The 19,342-nt window shown below is 64.3% G+C and carries 20 protein-coding genes; 15 read left to right on the plus strand and 5 right to left on the minus strand.

Translation table 11 applies throughout. The annotated features are described in order from the left end of the window. Positions 1 to 5 precede the first annotated feature (5 nt). The 3 genes from BVH73_RS11270 to BVH73_RS11280 are packed head-to-tail and all read left to right on the plus strand — an operon-like array spanning position 6 to position 2,613. Entirely contained in the window at positions 6 to 1,127 is a 1,122-nt protein-coding gene (locus BVH73_RS11270; RefSeq protein ID WP_079418721.1) for an ABC transporter permease subunit, read from the plus strand. Further along, positions 1,124 to 1,897, plus strand: coding sequence for an ABC transporter ATP-binding protein (locus tag BVH73_RS11275; protein ID WP_079418723.1), 774 nt, complete (start codon positions 1,124 to 1,126; stop codon positions 1,895 to 1,897). Before BVH73_RS11270 ends, BVH73_RS11275 begins: the two co-directional genes overlap by 4 nt. 2 nt (positions 1,898 to 1,899) lie before the next feature. Continuing rightward, positions 1,900 to 2,613 (plus strand): ABC transporter ATP-binding protein, encoded by a 714-nt coding sequence (locus tag BVH73_RS11280; protein WP_079418725.1) that lies wholly within the window; start codon positions 1,900 to 1,902, stop codon positions 2,611 to 2,613. A 60-nt stretch (positions 2,614 to 2,673) separates the two neighbouring features. Here the strand turns inward: BVH73_RS11280 and BVH73_RS11285 are convergent, their stop codons facing one another. Further along, positions 2,674 to 3,705: a CDP-6-deoxy-delta-3,4-glucoseen reductase gene (locus BVH73_RS11285; protein WP_079418727.1), complete on the minus strand. Its 1,032-nt coding sequence runs from the start codon at positions 3,703 to 3,705 to the stop codon at positions 2,674 to 2,676. A 24-nt stretch (positions 3,706 to 3,729) separates the two neighbouring features. On the opposite strand from BVH73_RS11285, the gene BVH73_RS11290 reads away from it, so the two are divergent. After that, a complete protein-coding gene (locus BVH73_RS11290; RefSeq protein WP_079418729.1) occupies positions 3,730 to 4,665 on the plus strand; it encodes an SDR family oxidoreductase in 936 nt (311 codons plus the stop codon). Positions 4,666 to 4,683: 18 nt separating this feature from the next. On the opposite strand, the gene BVH73_RS11295 is transcribed toward BVH73_RS11290, so the two are convergent. Then, positions 4,684 to 7,704 (minus strand): Rne/Rng family ribonuclease, encoded by a 3,021-nt coding sequence (locus BVH73_RS11295; protein ID WP_079418731.1) that lies wholly within the window; start codon positions 7,702 to 7,704, stop codon positions 4,684 to 4,686. Between the two features lie 740 nt (positions 7,705 to 8,444). Here BVH73_RS11295 and BVH73_RS11300 point away from each other — a divergent pair. The 3 genes from BVH73_RS11300 (at position 8,445) to BVH73_RS11310 (ending at position 11,231) form a co-directional block, all read left to right on the plus strand. Continuing rightward, a complete protein-coding gene (locus BVH73_RS11300) occupies positions 8,445 to 9,434 on the plus strand; it encodes an RluA family pseudouridine synthase (RefSeq protein ID WP_079418733.1) in 990 nt (329 codons plus the stop codon). Positions 9,435 to 9,457: 23 nt separating this feature from the next. Beyond that, a complete protein-coding gene (locus BVH73_RS11305; RefSeq protein ID WP_079418735.1) occupies positions 9,458 to 10,117 on the plus strand; it encodes an HAD-IA family hydrolase in 660 nt (219 codons plus the stop codon). A 130-nt stretch (positions 10,118 to 10,247) separates the two neighbouring features. Further along, positions 10,248 to 11,231: a S49 family peptidase gene (locus BVH73_RS11310; protein WP_079418737.1), complete on the plus strand. Its 984-nt coding sequence runs from the start codon at positions 10,248 to 10,250 to the stop codon at positions 11,229 to 11,231. A 23-nt stretch (positions 11,232 to 11,254) separates the two neighbouring features. Here the strand turns inward: BVH73_RS11310 and BVH73_RS11315 are convergent, their stop codons facing one another. From BVH73_RS11315 to BVH73_RS11325, 3 genes are read right to left on the minus strand one after another with little or no spacing between them, the layout of a single operon-like run. Then, positions 11,255 to 11,860, minus strand: a complete 606-nt coding sequence (locus BVH73_RS11315) for a Maf family protein (RefSeq protein WP_079418739.1) — start codon at positions 11,858 to 11,860, stop codon at positions 11,255 to 11,257. Continuing rightward, positions 11,860 to 12,285 carry a DUF6691 family protein gene (locus tag BVH73_RS11320; RefSeq protein WP_245800326.1) on the minus strand — a complete coding sequence of 142 codons (426 nt, stop codon included), beginning with the start codon at positions 12,283 to 12,285 and terminating at the stop codon, positions 11,860 to 11,862. Before BVH73_RS11320 ends, BVH73_RS11315 begins: the two co-directional genes overlap by 1 nt. 1 nt (position 12,286) lies before the next feature. Further along, on the minus strand, positions 12,287 to 12,763 hold the full coding sequence (locus BVH73_RS11325; RefSeq protein ID WP_079418741.1) for a YeeE/YedE family protein: 477 nt from the start codon (positions 12,761 to 12,763) through the stop codon (positions 12,287 to 12,289). Positions 12,764 to 12,882: 119 nt separating this feature from the next. On the opposite strand from BVH73_RS11325, the gene BVH73_RS11330 reads away from it, so the two are divergent. The 8 genes from BVH73_RS11330 to fabF all read left to right on the plus strand — a co-directional run bounded on the left by BVH73_RS11330 (position 12,883) and on the right by fabF (position 19,336). Further along, positions 12,883 to 13,467 carry a YceD family protein gene (locus BVH73_RS11330; protein ID WP_245800327.1) on the plus strand — a complete coding sequence of 195 codons (585 nt, stop codon included), beginning with the start codon at positions 12,883 to 12,885 and terminating at the stop codon, positions 13,465 to 13,467. A gap of 62 nt (positions 13,468 to 13,529) precedes the next feature. Beyond that, positions 13,530 to 13,712 carry a 50S ribosomal protein L32 gene (gene rpmF, locus BVH73_RS11335; protein WP_079418743.1) on the plus strand — a complete coding sequence of 61 codons (183 nt, stop codon included), beginning with the start codon at positions 13,530 to 13,532 and terminating at the stop codon, positions 13,710 to 13,712. An 87-nt stretch (positions 13,713 to 13,799) separates the two neighbouring features. After that, positions 13,800 to 14,855 (plus strand): phosphate acyltransferase PlsX, encoded by a 1,056-nt coding sequence (gene plsX / locus BVH73_RS11340; protein WP_079418745.1) that lies wholly within the window; start codon positions 13,800 to 13,802, stop codon positions 14,853 to 14,855. Between the two features lie 36 nt (positions 14,856 to 14,891). Then, positions 14,892 to 15,869, plus strand: a complete 978-nt coding sequence (locus tag BVH73_RS11345) for a beta-ketoacyl-ACP synthase III (RefSeq protein ID WP_079418747.1) — start codon at positions 14,892 to 14,894, stop codon at positions 15,867 to 15,869. Between the two features lie 61 nt (positions 15,870 to 15,930). Next, positions 15,931 to 16,866: an ACP S-malonyltransferase gene (gene fabD, locus BVH73_RS11350; RefSeq protein WP_079418749.1), complete on the plus strand. Its 936-nt coding sequence runs from the start codon at positions 15,931 to 15,933 to the stop codon at positions 16,864 to 16,866. After that, complete coding sequence (gene fabG / locus BVH73_RS11355) at positions 16,863 to 17,630, plus strand: 3-oxoacyl-ACP reductase FabG (RefSeq protein WP_079418751.1); 768 nt, start codon at positions 16,863 to 16,865, stop codon at positions 17,628 to 17,630. Before fabD ends, fabG begins: the two co-directional genes overlap by 4 nt. A 109-nt stretch (positions 17,631 to 17,739) precedes the next feature. Beyond that, positions 17,740 to 17,979 (plus strand): acyl carrier protein, encoded by a 240-nt coding sequence (acpP, locus tag BVH73_RS11360; RefSeq protein WP_013106675.1) that lies wholly within the window; start codon positions 17,740 to 17,742, stop codon positions 17,977 to 17,979. A gap of 121 nt (positions 17,980 to 18,100) precedes the next feature. After that, positions 18,101 to 19,336, plus strand: a complete 1,236-nt coding sequence (fabF, locus tag BVH73_RS11365) for a beta-ketoacyl-ACP synthase II (RefSeq protein ID WP_079418753.1) — start codon at positions 18,101 to 18,103, stop codon at positions 19,334 to 19,336. Positions 19,337 to 19,342 lie beyond the last annotated feature (6 nt).

The raw sequence follows: 19,342 nt of genomic DNA on the forward strand, positions 1-19,342 counted from the left end.
CGAACATGCAAAAACAGAAGAATTGGGTCTGGATCATCGCGGGTGCAGCAGCACTCATCGCGCTGCCCATGGTGCTGCAGATCGCAGGCGACGCCTGGGTGCGGATTGCGGCTTTTGCCATGCTCTACATCATGCTGGCGCTGGGGCTGAACATCGTGGTCGGCCTCGCCGGGCTGCTCGATCTGGGCTATATCGCGTTCTATGCGGTGGGGGCGTATCTGTACGCGCTGCTGTCGTCCAACCAGCTCACGAGCAATTTCGATGCGCTGGGTGCGATGTTCCCCAATGGTTTCGACGTGTCGATCTGGCTGGTGATTCCGCTGGCTGCGGCCTTGGCGGCCAGTGCTGGCATTCTGCTGGGCACCCCGGTGCTCAAGTTGCGCGGCGATTACCTGGCCATCGTGACGTTGGGCTTTGGCGAGATCATCCGCATTTTCATGAACAACCTGAACGCGCCGGTGAACATCACCAATGGCCCGCAGGGTATTTCAGGGATTCACGGCATTCATTTGTTCGGCTGGGATCTGAATCAAAACATCGACATCGGCAGTTTCACCATACCCTCGGTGGCGCAGTATTACTACCTGTTCCTGATTCTGGTGGTGGGCGTGGTGATTTTGAGCTACCGCCTGCAGGATTCGCGCATCGGCCGCGCCTGGATGGCGATGCGAGAAGATGAAATCGCCGCCAAGGCCATGGGCATCAATACCCGCAATATGAAGCTTCTGGCGTTTTCGATGGGGGCGACTTTCGGGGGCGTGGCCGGGGTCATGTTCTCGGCCTTCCAGGGTTTTGTCTCGCCCGAGTCGTTCTCGCTGCTCGAGTCCATCATTGTGCTGGCCATGGTGGTGATCGGTGGCATGGGCCACATTCCGGGCGTCATTCTCGGGGCCGTCATTCTGTCGGTGCTGCCCGAAGCTCTGCGCTATATGGGCTTCATCTCCGACTGGCAGCAGCATGCCTTCGGCCATGTATACATCGACAGCGGCATTCTGCGTCAGCTCATCTATGCGCTGGCCATGATCGTGATCATGATCATGCGCCCCAAAGGCCTGTGGCCTGCGCCCGAACATGGCAAGAGTTTCACCAAGCTGCCCACCCCGCTGCAGGATGGAGGCAAAGCATGAGCGAGACTTCAGTTCTGCGCGTGAGTGGCGCATCCAAACGCTTTGGGGGCCTGCAGGCGCTCAATGATGTCGGCATCCAGATCGACCGCGGTCAGATCTATGGCCTGATCGGTCCCAATGGGGCGGGCAAGACCACGTTCTTCAATGTCATCACCGGGCTGTACCCGCCGGATTCGGGCGATTTCATCCTGGCCGGCAAGCCTTACAAACCGGCGGCTGTGCATCAGGTGGCGCGCGAGGGCATCGCGCGGACGTTCCAGAACATCCGCCTGTTCCCGGACATGACGGCACTCGAAAACGTGATGGTGGGCCGGCATGTGCGCACCAAGAGCGCGCTCATCGGCGCGGTGTTCCGCACCCGGCATTTCCGCGATGAAGAGCGGTCGATCCGGGACAGGGCACGCGAGTTGCTGGCCTATGTGGGCATCGAGCGTTATGCCGATTTCCGCGCCCGCACGCTGTCGTATGGCGACCAGCGTCGGCTGGAAATCGCCCGCGCCCTGGCGACCGATCCGCAACTGTTGGCGCTCGACGAGCCCGCGGCCGGCATGAATGCGACGGAGAAGCTCCAGTTGCGCGAACTGCTCACCGCGATCCAGAAGGATGGACGCACCATTCTCATCATCGAACACGATGTGAAGCTGGTCATGGGGCTGTGCGACCGCGTGACCGTGCTCGATTACGGCAAGATCATTGCCGAGGGCGTGCCCGCCGACGTGCAGAAAAATCCAAAAGTCATCGAAGCCTATCTGGGCGCAGGGGAGCACTGAGCATGTCCGAAACCGTCCTCAAAATCACGGGCCTGCGAGTCTCTTACGGCGGTATCCAGGCGGTCAAAGGCGTCGACCTCGAAGTGCACAAGGGAGAACTGGTGAGCCTCATCGGGGCCAACGGGGCTGGCAAGACGACCACCCTCAAGGCCATCACGGGCCTGCAGCCCATCACCGACGGCGAAGTTCACTACGCGGGCCGGACCATCAATGGCCAGGGAGCCTTCGATCTGGTGCGTCAAGGTCTATGCATGGTGCCGGAGGGTCGTGGGGTATTCACCCGAATGACCATCCAGGAAAATCTGCAGATGGGCGCCTATACCCGCAACGACAAAGAGATCGACAGCGACATCGACAAGGTTTACGGCATCTTCCCGCGTCTCAAGGAACGCCGCGACCAGCTCGCCGGCACCATGTCGGGCGGCGAGCAGCAGATGCTGGCCATGGGCCGCGCGCTGATGAGTCGTCCGCAAGTGCTGCTGCTCGACGAGCCGTCGATGGGGTTGTCGCCCATCATGGTCGACAAGATCTTCGAAGTGGTCGAAGACATCTCCAAGCAGGGTGTGACCATTCTGCTGGTCGAGCAGAACGCCAAGCGCGCGCTGGGGCTGGCCGATCGCGGCTACGTCATGGATTCGGGGCAGGTGACCATGTCCGGTCCGGCCGAAGAGTTGCTGCACGACCCGCGCGTGCGCGCCGCCTATCTGGGCGAGTAAGCGCTACCCGCATCAAACAGGCCTGCCTCTGCAGGCCTGTTTTAATTTGCGGCGTCGCGTTCAGGCTTTTGCGCCAGCCTTGTCGGCTTCGGTGGTGAAGGCGTCGGCGAAGAAGGCCTCTTCGGACAGACCGCATTGCTGGGTGAAATCGCGCCGCGCGGCTTCGACCATCACGGGGGCGCCGCAGGCGTAGACCGCGTGCCCGGAAAGGTCGGGCAGGTCGGCCATCACCGCCTGATGGACGAATCCGGTGCGCCCGGCCCAGCCAGACTCGGGCTCTGAAAGCACGGGAATGAAGCGAAGATGCGGCATGGCCGCGCACTGCTGCAGCATCCAGTCGTGCAGGTAGAGATCGTGTCGCTTGCGACCGCCCCAGTAGAGCGTCACGGCACGCCCGTCGGCGTTGGCGCGCATCTGTTCCAGCATGGCCTTGATCGGCGCGAAACCCGTGCCGGAGGCCAGAAAGATCATCGGCCTGTGTTCGGGGTCGTCACGCAGAAAGAAACTGCCGAACGGCCCTTCGATGCGCTGGATCTCCTTCTCCTTCATCGCGTTGAACACATGATCGGTGAACTTGCCGCCGGGCATGTGGCGCAGATGCAGTTCGATCTGAGGCGACTCGGTCGGCGCGTTCGCCATCGAGTAGCTGCGTCGCGCGCCATCGCGCAACAGAAACTGAACGTACTGCCCGGCGCGGAAGCGCAGCGGGTCGGCCGCGGGCAGTTGCAGCATGACCCGCACCACATCGGGAGCCAGGTGCTCGATGCTGCTGACTCTGGCCGGCATCTTCTTCACCGGAAATTCGCCCGCACCGACGACCTCATGGCTTTCGATCACCACATCGGTGAGCGCCTTGGCGCGGCAGGCGAGAATGAAGCCCTGCGCGCGCTCGGCCTCGCTCAGTGCCTTGAGCTGGTGGGTCCCCAGGGTGATCTGGCCTTCGAGCAGCCTGCACTTGCAGGAGCCGCAGGCGCCGTCCTGGCAGCCGTAAGGCAGGCCGACCGACTGGCGGATGGCGGCGGCGAGCAGGGTTTCTTCCGATTCGGCGGTGTACTGATGGCCGCTGGGTTGAACGGTGACGAGATGACTCATGAGCAAAATGACGGGGTATGAACGGTGAACGATAACTCTGGACGCGGCCGTGCCCGGCTGCTCATCGTGGGTTGTGGCGACATCGGCATGCGGGTGGCCGCCCTGGCGCGCACCCGCTACCGGCTGCTGGCGCTGACCTCGTCACCCCAGCGGCTGGAGCGTTTGCGCGCCGCAGGCATTGTGCCCATCGTCGGCAATCTCGATCAGCCCGAGACCCTCTGGCGTCTCGCGCAGCTCGCTCCCCAGCGGGTCTTGATGCTGGCCCCGCCAGGCGAAACGTCCGGGGCACGCGATCTGCGCAGCCGCCACTTGATTTCCAGACTGAAACAGTCGGGCATCTTATCTGGCTCCGGGAAAAAAACCTTGCGCGTGGTCTATGCCAGCACCACCGGCGTGTATGGGGATTGCGGGGGCGATTCGGTGCCTGAAACCCGTCCGTGCAGGCCGCAGACCGAGCGCGCGCAGCGCCGGTGCGATGCCGAACGTCTCTGGCGCAGCGCGGGCTCTGCGCGGGGCTGGCGCGTGGGCGTGCTGCGTATTCCCGGCATTTATGACGCGCAGTCCCGATCTCCCAGGGGGCGGATCGAGCGGGGTCTGCCCGTTCTGAAACCCGACGAGGACGTCTACACCAATCACCTTCACGCCGATGACCTCGCCCGCCTATGCCTTCTCGCGCTTGACCGCTCCAAGCCGGGCCGGGTCTACAACGTGTGCGACGACAGCACGCTGCACATGGGCGATTACTTCGATCTGGCGGCTGATCTGTATGGCATGCCCCGACCCCCGCGCGTGGCCCGCGCGGAGGCCCAGCAGGCGGGACTGAGCCCGATGATGCTCAGCTTCATGCGCGAGTCGAGACGGCTCGACAACACGCGCATGAAGGCCGAGTTCGGAGCGCGGCTGCGGTATCCCGACGTGAGCCAGGGACTGCGTGCGAACCCGGACGACGCATCGACCTGAACCGCACGCACTCGGCGATCAAGACCTCTGCGGGCTGTTCTCGGGCAGTTGCAGCTGGGGCAGCGGGCGGGCGGTTTCCACCAGGATCAGCGGGCCGTCGTCGAGCTTGGGCGCGGGCTTGCGCTCGCGGGGCACGCGGATGGGCGTGGGCAGCGCCGCCAACTCAGCCTGCACACGGCGGATGGCCTCCGCGTTGGACTGCACCCATTGCAGACCGGCGGCCTGCGCCGTGGCCTGCAGGGCATCGATCGGCAACACATAGTGGGTCGTCGTCGCCGCCGCCGCTGCCGCAGTCGGTGCGGGTTCGATGGGGCCTGAAGTGCGCGCAGACGTTTGCGGCACTGCCACCGGCGCGGTCTCGGCCGCGGGTTCGGCGGCTGCGAGATCAGTGGACACGGGTTCGACCTCGGCTGCGGGTGCCGTCTGGGTGACCACGGGTTCGGCGGCAGGAGCGGCCTCGGGGGTATCGAGGGAGTCGAGCTTGAGCACCAGCGGCGTTGTTTCCTCGGCCTGAGCTACGGCGACCGCGGCGACCGTACCCAACGCCAACGGCGCGGCCAGGGTGCCGAAGCTGCGGCCCGCGTTTTCTCCGGCATCGGCTGCATCGGCTTCGGCGGTCGAATCAAGCGTTTCGGCAGCGAGCGCGCCGTTCTCATCCGAGGCACCCTCTTCACGGCGCCCACCGCGGCGTCCGCGACCACGGCGGCTGCGCGACTTGCGTTCGGCCTGGGCCTCGCCGCTGGCGTCCAGCGCGGGCGCGGCTTCGTCGGCGCCCGAGGTCACGGCCTGGGTTGCGGCAGCCGAGGAAACATCGATCAGTTCGACATCTGGCGCGGCTTCAGCGGCTTCACGGCGTGGGCGTCGATTACCGCCACGGCCGTTGCCGGACGCGCGTCCCGTGCCTTCCGCGGCCGCGGCCTCGGGGGCCGCGTCGGCGGGGGGCGGTGTAGTCTGCGTGCGTTCCTTGCGTGCGGCGGCCTCTTCCGGCGTGCGCTCGCGCTTGCCGCGCTCGGTCTGGCCTTGCTGGCCGCGGGGCGGGCGGTTGCGCGAGGTGGCGGTTTCTGCTGCGGCCGTTTCGGAGGCCTCGGCGTTCGGACCGGGGTTGCTGCGTTGGCGGGACTCGCCTTGTCCTTCACGCTGGCGGTCCCGGCCGCCACGGCGGCGGTTGCCGTTCTGGCCCGAGGCGCCGCGTGATCCGCGTCCGCCCTGCCCATCGGCCTTGGTCAGTGCTGGGGTGAGGGCCGGTACGGAGGCGGGCGTCTCGGGAGACGCTGCAGCGGGCTGGGGCTCGCCGGAGAACAGGCGTTTGATCCAGCCGAAGAAACCGCCTGCATGGGCATCGGGCAGGGCGGCAGCGGGCACGGCAGCGGGGATCGGCGCTGCGGCCGTGGGAGCCGCCGCCTTGTCGGCTGCGGGCACGGGCATGACGGGGGCCGGTCCTTCCGGGGTGATGCCGCGCACCAGGGCTTCCTGGCGCGGGCGCTGCTCTTTTTCGCGACGGGTGATGGCGGTGTCTTCCTCGATGTCGTCGGCCATCTTGTAGCTGGTGGGCAGATTGTCCAGACGCGGGTCGTCGTGCTTGAGGCGTTCGAGCTTGTAGTTGGGCGTTTCGAGGTGTTTGTTCGGAATCAGCAGCACCGACAGACGCTGGCGCAGTTCGATTTTGGTGATCTCTGCGCGCTTTTCATTGAGCAGGAACGACGCGACTTCCACCGGCACCTGCACGTGCACCGCGGCCGTGCCTTCCTTCATGGCCTCTTCCTGGATGATGCGCAGGATTTGCAGGGCGCTGGATTCGGTGTCGCGGATGTGGCCGGTGCCGTTGCAGCGCGGGCAGGTGACATAGGCGCCTTCCGAAAGGGCGGGGCGCAGGCGCTGGCGCGAGAGTTCGAGCAGGCCGAATTTGGAGATCTTGCTCACCTGCACGCGGGCGCGGTCTTGACGCAGGGCGTCGCGCAGGCGGTCTTCGACGGCGCGCTGGTTGCGCGGCTCTTCCATGTCGATGAAGTCGACCACGATCAGGCCGCCGAGGTCGCGCAGCCGCATCTGGCGCGCGACTTCGTCGGCGGCTTCGAGATTGGTGCGCAAAGCGGTATCTTCGATGGCGCTGCCACGGGTGGAGCGCGCGGAGTTGACGTCCACCGCGACCAGCGCTTCCGTGTGGTCGATGACGATGGCGCCGCCAGCGGGCAGGTTGACCGTGCGGGAATAGGCCGTCTCGATCTGCTGCTCGATCTGAAAGCGGGAGAACAGCGGCAGATCATCGCGGTAGCGTTTGACCCGATCGACCGTGTCGGGCATGACGTGCAGCATGAACTGCCGGGCCTGCTCGAACACGTCCTCGGTATCGATCAGGATTTCGCCGATGTCGCTGGTGAAATAGTCGCGAATGGCACGGATGACCAGCGACGATTCCTGATAGATCAGGAACGCGCCCTTTTGCGTCTCGGAAGCGTCGCGCACGGCGCTCCACAGCTTGAGCAGGTAGTTCAAATCCCACTGCAGCTCTTCCGCGGTACGCCCGATGCCGGCGGTGCGGGCGATCAGACTCATGCCTTCGGGATACTGGAGCTGGTCCATCGCCTCGCGCAGTTCCTGGCGATCTTCGCCTTCGATGCGGCGGCTCACGCCACCCCCGCGCGGGTTGTTGGGCATGAGCACCAGATACCGGCCGGCGAGCGAAATGAGCGTGGTGAGTGCGGCGCCCTTGTTGCCGCGCTCTTCCTTCTCTACCTGCACCAGCATTTCCTGACCCTCGCGGATCACATCTTGAATGCGGGCCTGGGAAGGCGAGACGCCCTCCTTGAAATACTGGCGCGAAATTTCCTTGAAGGGCAGAAAACCGTGGCGCTCTTCGCCGTAGTCGACGAAACAGGCTTCGAGCGAGGGCTCGACGCGCGTGACGACGGCCTTGTAGATATTGCCCTTGCGCTGTTCGCGCCCGGCTTGTTCGATATCGATGTCGAGCAGTTTCTGCCCATCGACGATGGCCACGCGCAATTCTTCTGACTGCGTGGCGTTGAACAACATGCGTTTCATGTCAAAGCTCCTGGCCGCATCATGCGGCCGATACAAAGCGGGTGCCTAAGCACCCCCATGCGTTGATCGCTGGAGCTAAAACCAGGCCGGGTTTGCCACGAATGCGCGGCAATCCTGGCGGGCAGAATCAGACGGTACTCATGCAAAAGGCCCCGCCCATCGGTCTACCTCGGTGCGCGCCGTCTTCGCGATGCCGGGCGTTTGACCCAGGCGTGGCGGCGTACAGGCTGTTGCAACAATCGAGCGCAACAGCGGGGGAGGAGAGATTTCGCGGCAGGCGAGCACAAGCGGATTTCGTCGGCGACGGAAGCTCACAGCGCGAGATCAGCGCTGCAATGCGGTCGAAGGCGAAGAGTCGATTCAAGGGTTCCAGATCCAGGATGGCAAAGCCGGGCGGTCGTCGCGGGCGTCAGACGCATTTGCGCGACGGCATCACTCAGGCTTTGGGCCAACGCTCATTTCGATGAAGTCGGTCTGAGCTGCCCCAACCGGAACCGGTCGCGCGGCAAAACAGGCCGTGTGAAGCTGAATCTAGAATGCCTGCCCTGTCACGGCAGATTCGCCGGTTTCGCATCGACCCGAATCGGGGCGTGTACGCGATACTGGCACGAAAACCTGTCAGGAGGCAGTCTGTCCATTCTTGGCAGGTCGCGCGGTTGCATCATGTAAAACAACACGCAACCCCGCGGAACTATTGCCAAAATTCTTTCTTTCAACTTCACGACTTCACGCCCGATTATATGCACACCGCGTCTTCCCCTCAGGTTCGACTCCTCCAGGTCGGTGACGCGGGTGAGGGGCAGCGCCTGGACAACTTTCTTGCGCGCCACCTCAAGGGGGTGCCGCGCAGTCACATTCATCGCATCGTCCGCTCGGGCGAGGTCAGGGTCAACGGTGGCCGGGCCCGGGCCGAGCAGAAGCTGCAGTCCAGCGATCAGGTGAGGATTCCGCCGGTGCGGGTGGCGCAGCCCGACGCGCCTCGCGCGGTACCCGCCCTGCAATTCCCCGTGGTGTTCGAGGACGATCACCTTCTGGCGATCAACAAACCCGAAGGCGTGGCGGTGCACGGTGGATCAGGGGTGAGTTTCGGTGTCATCGAAGCCCTGCGGGCGGCGCGCCCCAGCGCCAAGTTCCTCGAACTGGTGCACCGGCTCGACCGCGACACATCGGGCCTGCTGCTCATAGCCAAGAAACGCAGCGCTTTGACGGCGCTGCATGCCGCGCTACGCGAGCGCCAGGCCGACAAGCGCTACCTTGCCCTGGTGGCCGGGCTGTGGACGCGCGGGGCGGTCACCGTTGAGGCGCCGCTGCACAAATACCTGCTCGCCAACGGCGAACGGCGCGTGCGGGTCGATGCGGAGCAGGGGCAGGCATCGCGCACTCAGTTTCGCCCGCAAGAGCTTTTTCCGGTGGCGGGGCTGGGCGCATGGGATGGACTGACGCTGATGCAGGCCAAGCTGCTGACGGGACGTACCCACCAGATCCGGGTTCATCTGGCCCACAGCGGGCATCCCATCGTGGGGGACGACAAGTATGGGGACGACAGCCTGAATGCGGCCCTGGCGCGCGGGCAGATGGGGTTGCCGCCTTTGCGCCGCATGTTCCTGCATGCCCACACCCTTGCCATTGCCCACCCTGCGTCGGGAGAGCGGCTGGAGTTGCAGGCGCCGCTGCCCGAGAGCTGGGTGCAATGGCTTCATCCTTTGCGGGCACAATGCGTGCAGTCCTGATTTCCTGAACCCATGCCCGCGCCATGCACCGACAGAACTACGACCTGATTGTGTTCGACTGGGATGGCACGCTGATGGATTCCACCGCGGCCATCACCGGGGCGATCCAGCAGGCTTGCCAAGACCTCGGCCTGCCCGTGCCCAGCCGCGAGGATGCGTCCTACGTCATTGGCCTGGGTCTGGAGGACGCGCTGCGCCACGCCGCGCCGGCATTGCCGCATGGCGACTACCCTCGGCTGGCGGCGGCTTATCGCAAGCACTATTTCGCGCTTGACGGGCAGCTGGCGCTGTTCGACGGTGTGCTGGACCTGCTGCACACGCTCAAATCGGCGGGCTACAACCTGGCCGTGGCGACTGGAAAGTCCCGCATCGGACTGGCAAGAGCCATGGATCGCCCCGAGCTGCGCGGCCTGTTCGATGCGACCCGCACCGCGGACGAGACGTTTTCCAAGCCGCATCCGGCGATGCTGCATGAGCTCATGGCCGAGCTGGCCAGTCCGCCACAGCGCACCGTCATGGTGGGCGACACCACACATGATCTGCAAATGGCGATCAACGCACAGTGCGATGCGATTGGCGTGAGCTACGGCGCCCACGACGTGTCGCAGCTGCAGTCCCTCGCGCCGACCGGTCTGGTGCATTCGATTGACGAACTTGGCGACTATTTGCGCCAACGCGGCTGAAGCGCCGCCTCATCCCGACCTCGCGCGGTCATGCGCTGGCCTCTGCCGTGAAAGTCGAGACCGGTTGTGCTGATCGGGCGCTGCTATCCTGCCCATTCCCCAGGTTTTCGCAGTTCTCCACTCCTTCACCATGAGCGCCATGCCTCCCGAGCTTCCTCCGCAACGTCCCGAACCGTCCACGCCGCCAGGCGCATGGGAGCGGCAAGTGCTCGAAAAGCTCGTGCTCGAGGTGGTGAACGAAAAGCGCCGGGCCCGACGCTGGTCGATCTTCTTCCGCTTTGTCATGCTCGGAATCGTGGCGCTGATCTTCTTTGGCGGCCTGATCGCCGAGTATGGCGATACGACGACGACCGGACCGCATACGGCGCTGATCGAACTCAACGGCGAGATTGCCATCGATTCGCAGGCGAGCGCCGACAACATCAACGCGGCCTTGCAGGATGCATTCTCCAATCCGCAGACCCGCGGGATCATTCTGCGCATCAACAGTCCGGGGGGCAGCCCGGTGCAGGCCAGCCAGATCTTTGCCGAGATCGAGCGGCTGCGCGCCAAGTACAACAAGCCGGTCTATGCCGTGTGCGAAGAGGTCTGCGCCTCGGGCGCGTACTACGTGGCCGCGGCGGCCAACGACATTTACGTCAATCCCGCCAGCCTGGTGGGCTCCATCGGCGTCTTGATGGACGGGTTCGGCTTCTCCGGCCTGCTCGACAAGCTGGGGGTGACGCGCCGCCTGTTGACTGCGGGTGCCAACAAGGGATTCATGGACCCTTTCACGCCCATGCCTGAAGACCAGAAGACCTACGCGCTGGGTATGCTGGAGCAGATCCACAAGCAGTTCATCGCCGCGGTGGAGAAAGGCCGTGGCGCTCGTCTCAAGGTGAATGACCAGACGTTCTCAGGCCTGGTCTGGACGGGTGAATCCGCCGTGAAACAGGGTCTGGCCGACGGCTATGGCGATGTGGACCAGATCGCTCGCGACAAGATCAAGGCGCCCGACATCGTGGATTACACCTTGCAGGAAAACGTCGCCGAGCGCCTGGCCAAGCGTTTCGGCGCTTCGCTGGGCATGGGCGCGGTGCGCGAACTCTCCAACCTCGGCGGAACGCTGCGCTAGGGCCTGTCGCTGCGGGCGAGGCGTTACGGCCGTGCCCGGGCCAGCACGTCGAAGCCGCTCTGACGCAGCATGTCGCACAGATCGATCAGGGGCAGGCCGATCAATGCGGTGGGGTCGTCGCTGCGCATCCGCGTGAGCAGCGCAGGCCCGAGCGACTCCGACTTGGCGCTGCCCGCGCAGTCGTAGGGCGCGTCCAGATTCAGATAGCGCTCGATGTCGTCATCACGCAAGGTTCTGAACTTCACCTCGGTAGGGCAGTTGCGAATCTGGGTTTTGCCATCTGGCGAAATCACGCAGACGGCCGTGTGAAACACCGCTTCGCGCCCGGTGAGTTGCCGCAACTGCGCAAGCGCCGCCTCATGCGAGCCCGGCTTGCCCAGCGCTTCATCGCCGAGCATGCAGACCTGATCGGAGCCGATCACCCAGGCGCCGGGTGCCGTGCGCGCCACGGCGCCCGCCTTCTCAGCCGCCAGCCGCTGTGCCAAGCCGAGCGGCGATTCGCCGCTTTGCCGGGCCTCGTCCACCTCGGGGGCGCGCGTGGCGAACGGCACACGCAGACGCCGCAGCAACTCGGCCCGGTAGCGCGAGGTCGAGGCCAGGATCAGATCGGGGGCTGCGCTCGATGCCATCAGTTCTTGCCGAAGAATCGGCCATGCAGCCAGGCGCCGATGAGAATGCCGACCACGCTCAGCAGCAGCGGCCAGTTGCCTACGCCCAGACCGGCAATGGCCGGACCCGGGCAGACCCCGCTCAATCCCCAGCCCACGCCGAAGATCGCGGCGCCGATGAGCGTGCGGGCATCGAGATGCGAGGGATGTTTGCCGAAGGCCACGCCGAACACGGGTCGCTTCATCAGGCGCGGCAGCAGGTGATAGGCGACGAAGGTCACACCGGCGGCGCCGCCCATGACCAGCAGCAGCCCCATGTTTTTGAGCATCAGGAATTGCAGGATGCTCTCGGGCTTGACCATGGTGGAATAGGCCAGGCCGAAGCCAAACAGTCCACCGGCGAACAGCGCCGAAAGCATCACGGCGAGAGGAGGGACGCGCTGCATTTCAGAATCCTCCAAGGGCGTGGACCACATGGGCCGTGATGATGGCCGTGCACAGGAAAATGATCACCGCGAGAATGGATGGCAACTGCCCGGAGCCCACGCCACAGATGCCATGTCCCGACGTGCAGCCTCCGCCCATGCGGGCGCCAAACCCGCCGACGATTCCGCCGACGAGCAACTGCCAGAGCGGGACGTGGGTGACGAAGCCTTCGCCGTGGCCCAGCGTGAACGTGAACACGATCGCGCCGAGGATCAGGCCGAGGCCGTACATCATGCGCCAGTTACGGGTCGAGACGAATTTTTCGTGTTGAAAGAAGGGATGGCGCGACACGAGCGACCACACCGCGGTGTAAGCCGTGCTGATGCCGCCGATCAGGCCCGTCAGCCAGAACAGAACACTCACGCCCAGTCCGATGAAAATACCGCCGAATAGAAACGGCTCCCAGCCCATCGGGAACCACTGTGCAATGCTGTTCATCTGTCTCGTCCTGTTTTGATTCGTCGGTGCGGTGCGGCCGTTTTCACGGCATACTCCTCAGTGTAAGAGCAGGCTTCGCCGAAGTCTGCGGGAGTTGTTGCAGTCGGTAAACTGAGCCCATGTCCCAAACGCCATCCTTGACCCCACTGGAAACCTCGCTGCCACCTCGTGCCTTGGCTTTGTTCGACTTCGCGCGCAGCGGCGGGGTTTTGCAGGGTCGTGTCGAATGGCGTTTGATGCCGCGGCTGAAGGTCCAGTTGTCCGGACCGCAGGAGGGGCTCCCGCCCGTAAGCTGGTCGTTGCGGGGCTACCTTCGTGAGCGCGTGGGCGTGCGATCTCAGCCCATGGTCTGTCTACAGGTTCGGGCCGAGTTGCCCTTGGTCTGTCAGCGCTGTCTGCACGGCATGCTGTACCCGATCGACGAGAAGGTTGACTTTCGTCTGGTGGCCAACGAGCCGGAGTTGACCCAGGCCGAACTTGAGGCGGAAGACGAGGCGCTGCCCGCCACCGAGCCGGTGAATGTGCTCGACCTGATCGAAGACCAACTCATTCTGGCCTTGCCGATCGTGCCCATGCATGAGCATTGCCCGCAGGGGGCGGGGGCCGAGCCTGCACACGCCAGCCCGGTGGGCGAGGAGGCTGTTGAACGCCAGCATCCCTTCGCCCATCTGCGTGAACTGATGGACAGGTCGAAGAAGTCCTGACGACTTTTGCGGCCGTCATTGGCCCTCGCATATAATGATTAGCTTTTTCACAGGGGATTGCCATGGCCGTCCAGCAAAACAAGAAATCACCTTCGAAGCGTGGCATGCACCGTGCCCACCAGCACCTCAGTGCGCCGCCGCTGGCAGTCGAGCCCACGACGGGCGAAACGCATCTGCGTCACCACATCAGCCCGAACGGTTTTTACCGTGGGCGCAAAGTCGTCAAGACCAAGTCTGACGAGTAAGCGCTTGCCCTCGCGCACCAAGCATCGCCTGCGACTGTTGGGCGGTGGAATGTCGTTTTCATCTCCGATGTTGGCGCTGGCCGTGTCATGAGTTCCACTCTGGCTGTCGATCTGATGGGCGGGGATCATGGTCCGAAGGTGACCTTGCCTGCCTGCGTGCGATTTCTGCAGGAACATCCCGAGGGCCGGGTCATTCTGGTTGGGCAACCCGACGCGGTGCTGCCACTGCTGGAATCGCTGCGTCTGAAAGATCACCCGCGTGCGGAATTCGTGCCCGCGAGCGAGGTAGTGGCCTCGGACGATCCGGTGGAAATTGCGCTGCGTCGCAAGCGCGATTCCTCGATGCGACGAGCCATCGAACTCGTTCGGGATGGGCGTGCCCAGGCTTGCGTGTCGGCCGGCAATACCGGCGCCCTGATGGCGCTCGCCCGCTATCTGCTCAAGACCCTGCTGGACATCGAGCGTCCGGCCATTGCAACCTATCTGCCCAACCAGAAGGGCAAAGGCACGTTGATGCTCGATCTGGGGGCCAACGTCGATTGCGAGCCCCTCCATCTCTTGCAGTTCGCCGTCATGGGGACGGCTTATGCCGCCACCGGCGGGCAGGCCCAGCCTACCGTCGGACTGCTCAACATCGGCGAAGAGGTGATCAAGGGCAACGACACCATCAAGCGCGCGGCCGAGCTGTTGCGCGAAGCCGATGCCCTCGGACGTCTGCGCTTTCACGGCAACGTCGAGGGTGACGACATCTTCAAGGGCACGACCGACATCGTGGTGTGCGACGGCTTCGTGGGCAATGTCGCGCTGAAGACCTCGGAAGGCCTGGCGCAAATGCTCTCGGGCATGATCCGCGAGGAATTCACCCGGACGCCCTTGAGTAAGCTGATGGCACTGGCGGCCCTGCCGGTGCTCAAGCGATTCCGCAAGCGCGTCGATCATCGCCGTTACAACGGCGCGGCCCTGCTGGGTTTGCGCGGGCTGGTGGTCAAGAGCCACGGCTCTGCGGACGCCTTTGGCTTCGAGCAGGCGCTGCTGCGCGCGCACGAGGCGGTCCAAGGCGATGTCGTGCGGCATACTGAACGTATTCTCGAAGTGATGCACGAGTCATCACCCCGGGGCGCCGACATTGCTCCGGCAAGTTGAGCGTCTTGCCCCGCACCTTTCTGAACGATCTGTTCCATGCCTTCCTTTTCCCGCATTTCCGGTACTGGCAGTGCACTGCCGCCACGCAAGATCAGCAATGACGAACTGGCCGCGGATCTGGCCAAGCGCGGCGTCGAAACCAGCGATGAATGGATCGTCGCGCGGACCGGCATTCGTTTTCGCCACTTCGCCGATCCCGGAACCACCAGCGTCGATCTGGGCGAACAGGCGGCGCGCCGTGCGCTCGACGCGGCAGGGCTGAACGCTGGCGACATCGGATTGATCATTGTGGCGACGTCGACGCCCGACATGATCTTCCCATCGAATGCGGCGTTGATCCAGGGACGCCTGGGTGCGGCCGGAGGGGTGGCCTTCGACGTCCAGGCCGTGTGCGCCGGATTCGTGTATGCCCTCACCGTGGCCGATCAGTTCGTGCGCAGCGGCATGGCGCGGCACGCCTTGGTCATCGGCGCGGAAGTGTTTTCCCACATTCTCGACTTCAACGACCGCACCACTTGCGTGCTGTTCGGGGATGGCGCGGGTGCCGTGGTGCTCAGCGCCAGCGAGAAGCCCGGTCTGCTGGCCAGTGCCCTGCACGCCGATGGCCGACAGGCTTCCATCCTCTGCACGCCAGGCCGCGTGTCGGGCGGCGCCATCACGGGAAGCCCCTTCCTGAAGATGGATGGGCAAGCGGTGTTCAAGCAGGCCGTGCATGTGCTCGAGGACGTTGCCCGCGAAGCCCTCGCCAAGGCAGGGCGCGAGCCTGTGGACGTCAACTGGATGGTGCCTCATCAGGCCAACATCCGCATCATGACGCACACCGCCAAGAAGCTGGGCATTCCCGCGGACAAAGTGGTGGTGACCGTCGATCAGCACGGCAACACGTCGGCCGCTTCGATCCCCCTGGCGCTCGACGTTGCCGTCAGGGCGGGCCAGATCCGGCGGGGCGATACGCTGTTGTTCGAGGCCGTGGGCGGCGGACTGACGTGGGGCGCGGCAGTCGTCGAGTACTGAGAAGAGAAGGCGTGAAAAAATCCGCCATGACCACGGCATCGTGACCTGATTTCATACGACCATGACATTCGCTTTCGTCTTCCCGGGCCAGGGTTCCCAGTCTGTCGGCATGCTCGACAAGGTGGCCGATCATCCCGTTGTGCGCGAGACCTTGCAGGAGGCCAGCGCCGCCCTGTCGCAGGATCTGGCCGCCCTGATGGCGCAAGGGCCTGCCGAACAGCTCAATCTCACCACGAACACCCAGCCCGTCATGCTGACGGCCGGCGTTGCCCTGTACCGCCTCTGGCTGGCCGAAGGCGGGCGCAAGCCCGACTTTGTCGCCGGGCACAGCCTGGGCGAATACACCGCCCTGGTTGCGGCTGAAAGCCTGACGCTGTCCGACGCCTTGCCGCTGGTGCGCTTCCGTGCCCAGGCCATGCAGGATGCGGTACCCGTCGGCGCGGGGGGTATGGCCGCCGTACTCGGCCTGGACGATGCCGCCGTACGCGCGGGCTGCGAACTGGCGGCGCGCGAAACCGGAGAAGCGGTCGAGGCCGTCAATTTCAATTCGCCAGGGCAGGTCGTGATCGCCGGCACGCAGGCCGCCGTGAGCCGCGCCTGCGAAGTTCTGAAGGCCGCCGGTGCCAAACGTGCGTTGCCTCTGGCGGTTTCGGCCCCTTTTCACAGCAGCCTGCTGCAGGGCGCGGCCGAGCAACTGCGCGATTACCTGCGCGGCGTTGCGCTGAAGTCGCCGCACATCACCCTGATCAACAACGTCGACGTCGCCCAACCCACCGACCCGGACGATCTTCGCGATGCGCTGGCCCGTCAGGCCTGCCATGCGGTTCGCTGGGTCGAGTGCGTGCAGGCCATGGCTCGGGCCGGATGCACCACCCTGGTCGAATGCGGACCGGGTAAAGTGCTGCATGGCCTGACGCGCCGGATCGATCCCGCCTTGCAATCGTTTGCCCTGGACGACCGATCAGTGATTCCTTCCATTCAAACTGCCCTGGCATGAGCAATTCCTCTTCTGACGCTTCTTCCCGGCCGCTTACGGGCCAAATCGCCCTGGTGACCGGGGCCTCGCGCGGCATCGGCGCTGCCATTGCGGCCGATCTGGCGGCTGCGGGTGCTCGCGTCGTCGGCACCGCGACTTCGGAGTCCGGGGCGAAAGCCATTACCGAGGCCCTGCAAGCCTTCGGCGGGCGAGGAGCCGTACTCGATGTGAATGACGCCGAGGCTGGTGCCAGTCTGGTCGACGAGATCGTCAAGGCCGAAGGCGGGCTGCAGATCCTGGTGAACAATGCCGGCATCACCCGCGACATGCTCGCCATGCGCATGAGCGATGCCGATTGGGATGCCGTGATTTCGACCAATCTGAGCAGTGTGTTCCGCATGTCGCGTGCCGTGATGCGCACCATGATGAAGCAGCGTTACGGCCGCATCGTCAACATCACCTCGGTGGTCGGCGCGTCCGGCAACCCTGGCCAGGCCAATTACGCGGCGGCCAAGGCCGGTGTTGCGGGGATGACCCGGGCGCTGGCGCAGGAGCTGGGCAGCCGCAACATCACGGTCAACTGTGTGGCGCCGGGGTTCATCGATACCGACATGACCCGGGCACTGACCGAGGCGCAAACCCAGCCTATGCTGGCGCGCATTCCCCTGGGTCGCCTGGGCAAGCCCGAAGAGATCGCGCACGCGGTGTCATTCCTGGCCTCGCCCTTGGCGGCTTATATCACCGGCGCCGTTCTGCATGTGAACGGTGGCATGTACATGCAATAACACCTGCCGAAACGCACGACGTTGTCGTCGGGCGGGGTTATGCTCTCGGCCTGTCGCCAAGTCAGCTTCGGCGCTTGCTAAAATTTTCACATTTCCACTGGAGGTTTCAATGAGTGACATCGAACAGCGCGTCAAGAAGATCATCGCCGAACAACTGGGCGTTGCCGAAGATCAGGTAACCAACGAAAAATCCTTCGTGGATGATCTGGGCGCCGATTCGCTGGACACCGTCGAACTGGTCATGGCGCTGGAGGACGAGTTCCACATCGAGATTCCGGACGAGGACGCCGAGAAGATCACCACCGTGCAACTGGCTGTCGACTACGCCAAGGCGCATTACAAGGCCTGATGTGTCGCCTATTCGCAGGGCCGGATGCTGTTGGCCGGACTTGCGTCTTGTGCGATCCTGTTTCAAACCCTTTTCTGCTCGCGTCCCTGCGTCTGCGCCGGCGCGGCCTGCCTGATTTCACATGACCCTTCGCCGACGAATTGCGATTACTGGCCTTGGCGCTGTTTCCCCTCTGGGCAACACGCTGGATGACAACTGGGCAAATTTGCTCGCTGGCAAATCTGGCATCGGACGGATCACCAAGTTCGATGCCTCGGCCTATTCCGTGCAAATCGCAGGCGAAGTCCGTGATTTCGACGTGACGCAATACATTGCCGCCAAGGAAGCGCGGCATATGGATACTTTCATCCACTACGGCATCGCCGCATCGATGCAGGCTGTGCGCGACAGTGGCATCGACCAGGCTGGGCTGGACCCCGAGCGCGTTGGTGTTCTGGTCGGCTCAGGAATCGGCGGCTTGCCGCTGATCGAAAACACCTACAAAGAACTCCTCGACCGCGGCCCGCGCCGGGTCACACCGTTCTTCGTGCCGGCGTCGATCATCAACATGATCTCGGGGCACGTATCCATCGAATACGGTTTTCAGGGGCCGAACATCTCGGTCGTCACGGCCTGCACCACGGGTCTGCACGCCATTGGTCTGGCCGCACGCCTGATCGAGGCCGGTGATGCCGATGTGATGGTGGCTGGCGGCGCCGAGGCTACGGTCTCGCCTCTGGGCGTTGGCGGTTTCGCGGCAGCCCGAGCCTTGTCCACCCGCAATGACGATCCTCAGGCAGCGAGCCGTCCGTGGGACAAGGACCGCGACGGCTTCGTCCTTGGCGAGGGCGCTGGCGTGATGGTGCTCGAAGACTATGACCTCGCGGTCAAGCGCGGCGCGAAAATCTATGCCGAACTGGTCGGCTTCGGCATGAGCGGTGACGCCGGACACATCACCGCGCCGAATACCGACGGTCCCCGCCGCAGCATGCTGCTCGCGCTGAAGAACGCCGGTGTGTCCACCGATCAAATACAGATGGTCAATGCGCACGGCACCTCGACGCCTCTGGGCGACAAGAACGAGTCCGATGCCATCAAGCTGGCCTTCGGCGACCACGCCTACAAACTCGTGGTCAACTCCACCAAGTCCATGACCGGGCACCTGCTCGGGGGAGCGGGGGGCGTGGAGTCGGTTTACACGGTGCTGTCGCTGCATCATCAGGTCTGCCCGCCAACCATCAATCTGCAGACCCCCGATCCCGAGTGTGACCTCGATTACTGCGCCAACACGGCGCGCGACTTGCGCATCGACTACGCGCTGAAGAACAACTTCGGATTCGGTGGCACCAACGGATCGTTGCTGTTCAAGCGCGTCTGAGTGCGC

It is taken from the genome of Thiomonas intermedia (assembly GCF_002028405.1).
Classification (GTDB): domain Bacteria; phylum Pseudomonadota; class Gammaproteobacteria; order Burkholderiales; family Burkholderiaceae_C; genus Thiomonas; species Thiomonas intermedia.

Excerpts from the sequence above, each read along its gene's own strand:
- BVH73_RS11320 (WP_245800326.1), bottom strand. The coding sequence starts at position 12,285 with ATGCAGCGCGTCCCTCCTCTCGCCGTGATGCTTTCGGCGCTGTTCGCC.
- rpmF (WP_079418743.1), top strand. The coding sequence starts at position 13,530 with ATGGCCGTCCAGCAAAACAAGAAATCACCTTCGAAGCGTGGCATGCAC.
- BVH73_RS11285 (WP_079418727.1), bottom strand. The coding sequence starts at position 3,705 with ATGAGTCATCTCGTCACCGTTCAACCCAGCGGCCATCAGTACACCGCC.
- BVH73_RS11305 (WP_079418735.1), top strand. The coding sequence starts at position 9,458 with ATGCACCGACAGAACTACGACCTGATTGTGTTCGACTGGGATGGCACG.
- plsX (WP_079418745.1), top strand. The coding sequence starts at position 13,800 with ATGAGTTCCACTCTGGCTGTCGATCTGATGGGCGGGGATCATGGTCCG.
- BVH73_RS11325 (WP_079418741.1), bottom strand. The coding sequence starts at position 12,763 with ATGAACAGCATTGCACAGTGGTTCCCGATGGGCTGGGAGCCGTTTCTA.
- BVH73_RS11280 (WP_079418725.1), top strand. The coding sequence starts at position 1,900 with ATGTCCGAAACCGTCCTCAAAATCACGGGCCTGCGAGTCTCTTACGGC.
- BVH73_RS11310 (WP_079418737.1), top strand. The coding sequence starts at position 10,248 with ATGAGCGCCATGCCTCCCGAGCTTCCTCCGCAACGTCCCGAACCGTCC.
- BVH73_RS11315 (WP_079418739.1), bottom strand. The coding sequence starts at position 11,860 with ATGGCATCGAGCGCAGCCCCCGATCTGATCCTGGCCTCGACCTCGCGC.
- acpP (WP_013106675.1), top strand. The coding sequence starts at position 17,740 with ATGAGTGACATCGAACAGCGCGTCAAGAAGATCATCGCCGAACAACTG.
- BVH73_RS11275 (WP_079418723.1), top strand. The coding sequence starts at position 1,124 with ATGAGCGAGACTTCAGTTCTGCGCGTGAGTGGCGCATCCAAACGCTTT.
- fabG (WP_079418751.1), top strand. The coding sequence starts at position 16,863 with ATGAGCAATTCCTCTTCTGACGCTTCTTCCCGGCCGCTTACGGGCCAA.
- fabF (WP_079418753.1), top strand. The coding sequence starts at position 18,101 with ATGACCCTTCGCCGACGAATTGCGATTACTGGCCTTGGCGCTGTTTCC.
- BVH73_RS11345 (WP_079418747.1), top strand. The coding sequence starts at position 14,892 with ATGCCTTCCTTTTCCCGCATTTCCGGTACTGGCAGTGCACTGCCGCCA.
- BVH73_RS11300 (WP_079418733.1), top strand. The coding sequence starts at position 8,445 with ATGCACACCGCGTCTTCCCCTCAGGTTCGACTCCTCCAGGTCGGTGAC.
- BVH73_RS11295 (WP_079418731.1), bottom strand. The coding sequence starts at position 7,704 with ATGAAACGCATGTTGTTCAACGCCACGCAGTCAGAAGAATTGCGCGTG.
- fabD (WP_079418749.1), top strand. The coding sequence starts at position 15,931 with ATGACATTCGCTTTCGTCTTCCCGGGCCAGGGTTCCCAGTCTGTCGGC.
- BVH73_RS11270 (WP_079418721.1), top strand. The coding sequence starts at position 6 with ATGCAAAAACAGAAGAATTGGGTCTGGATCATCGCGGGTGCAGCAGCA.
- BVH73_RS11330 (WP_245800327.1), top strand. The coding sequence starts at position 12,883 with ATGTCCCAAACGCCATCCTTGACCCCACTGGAAACCTCGCTGCCACCT.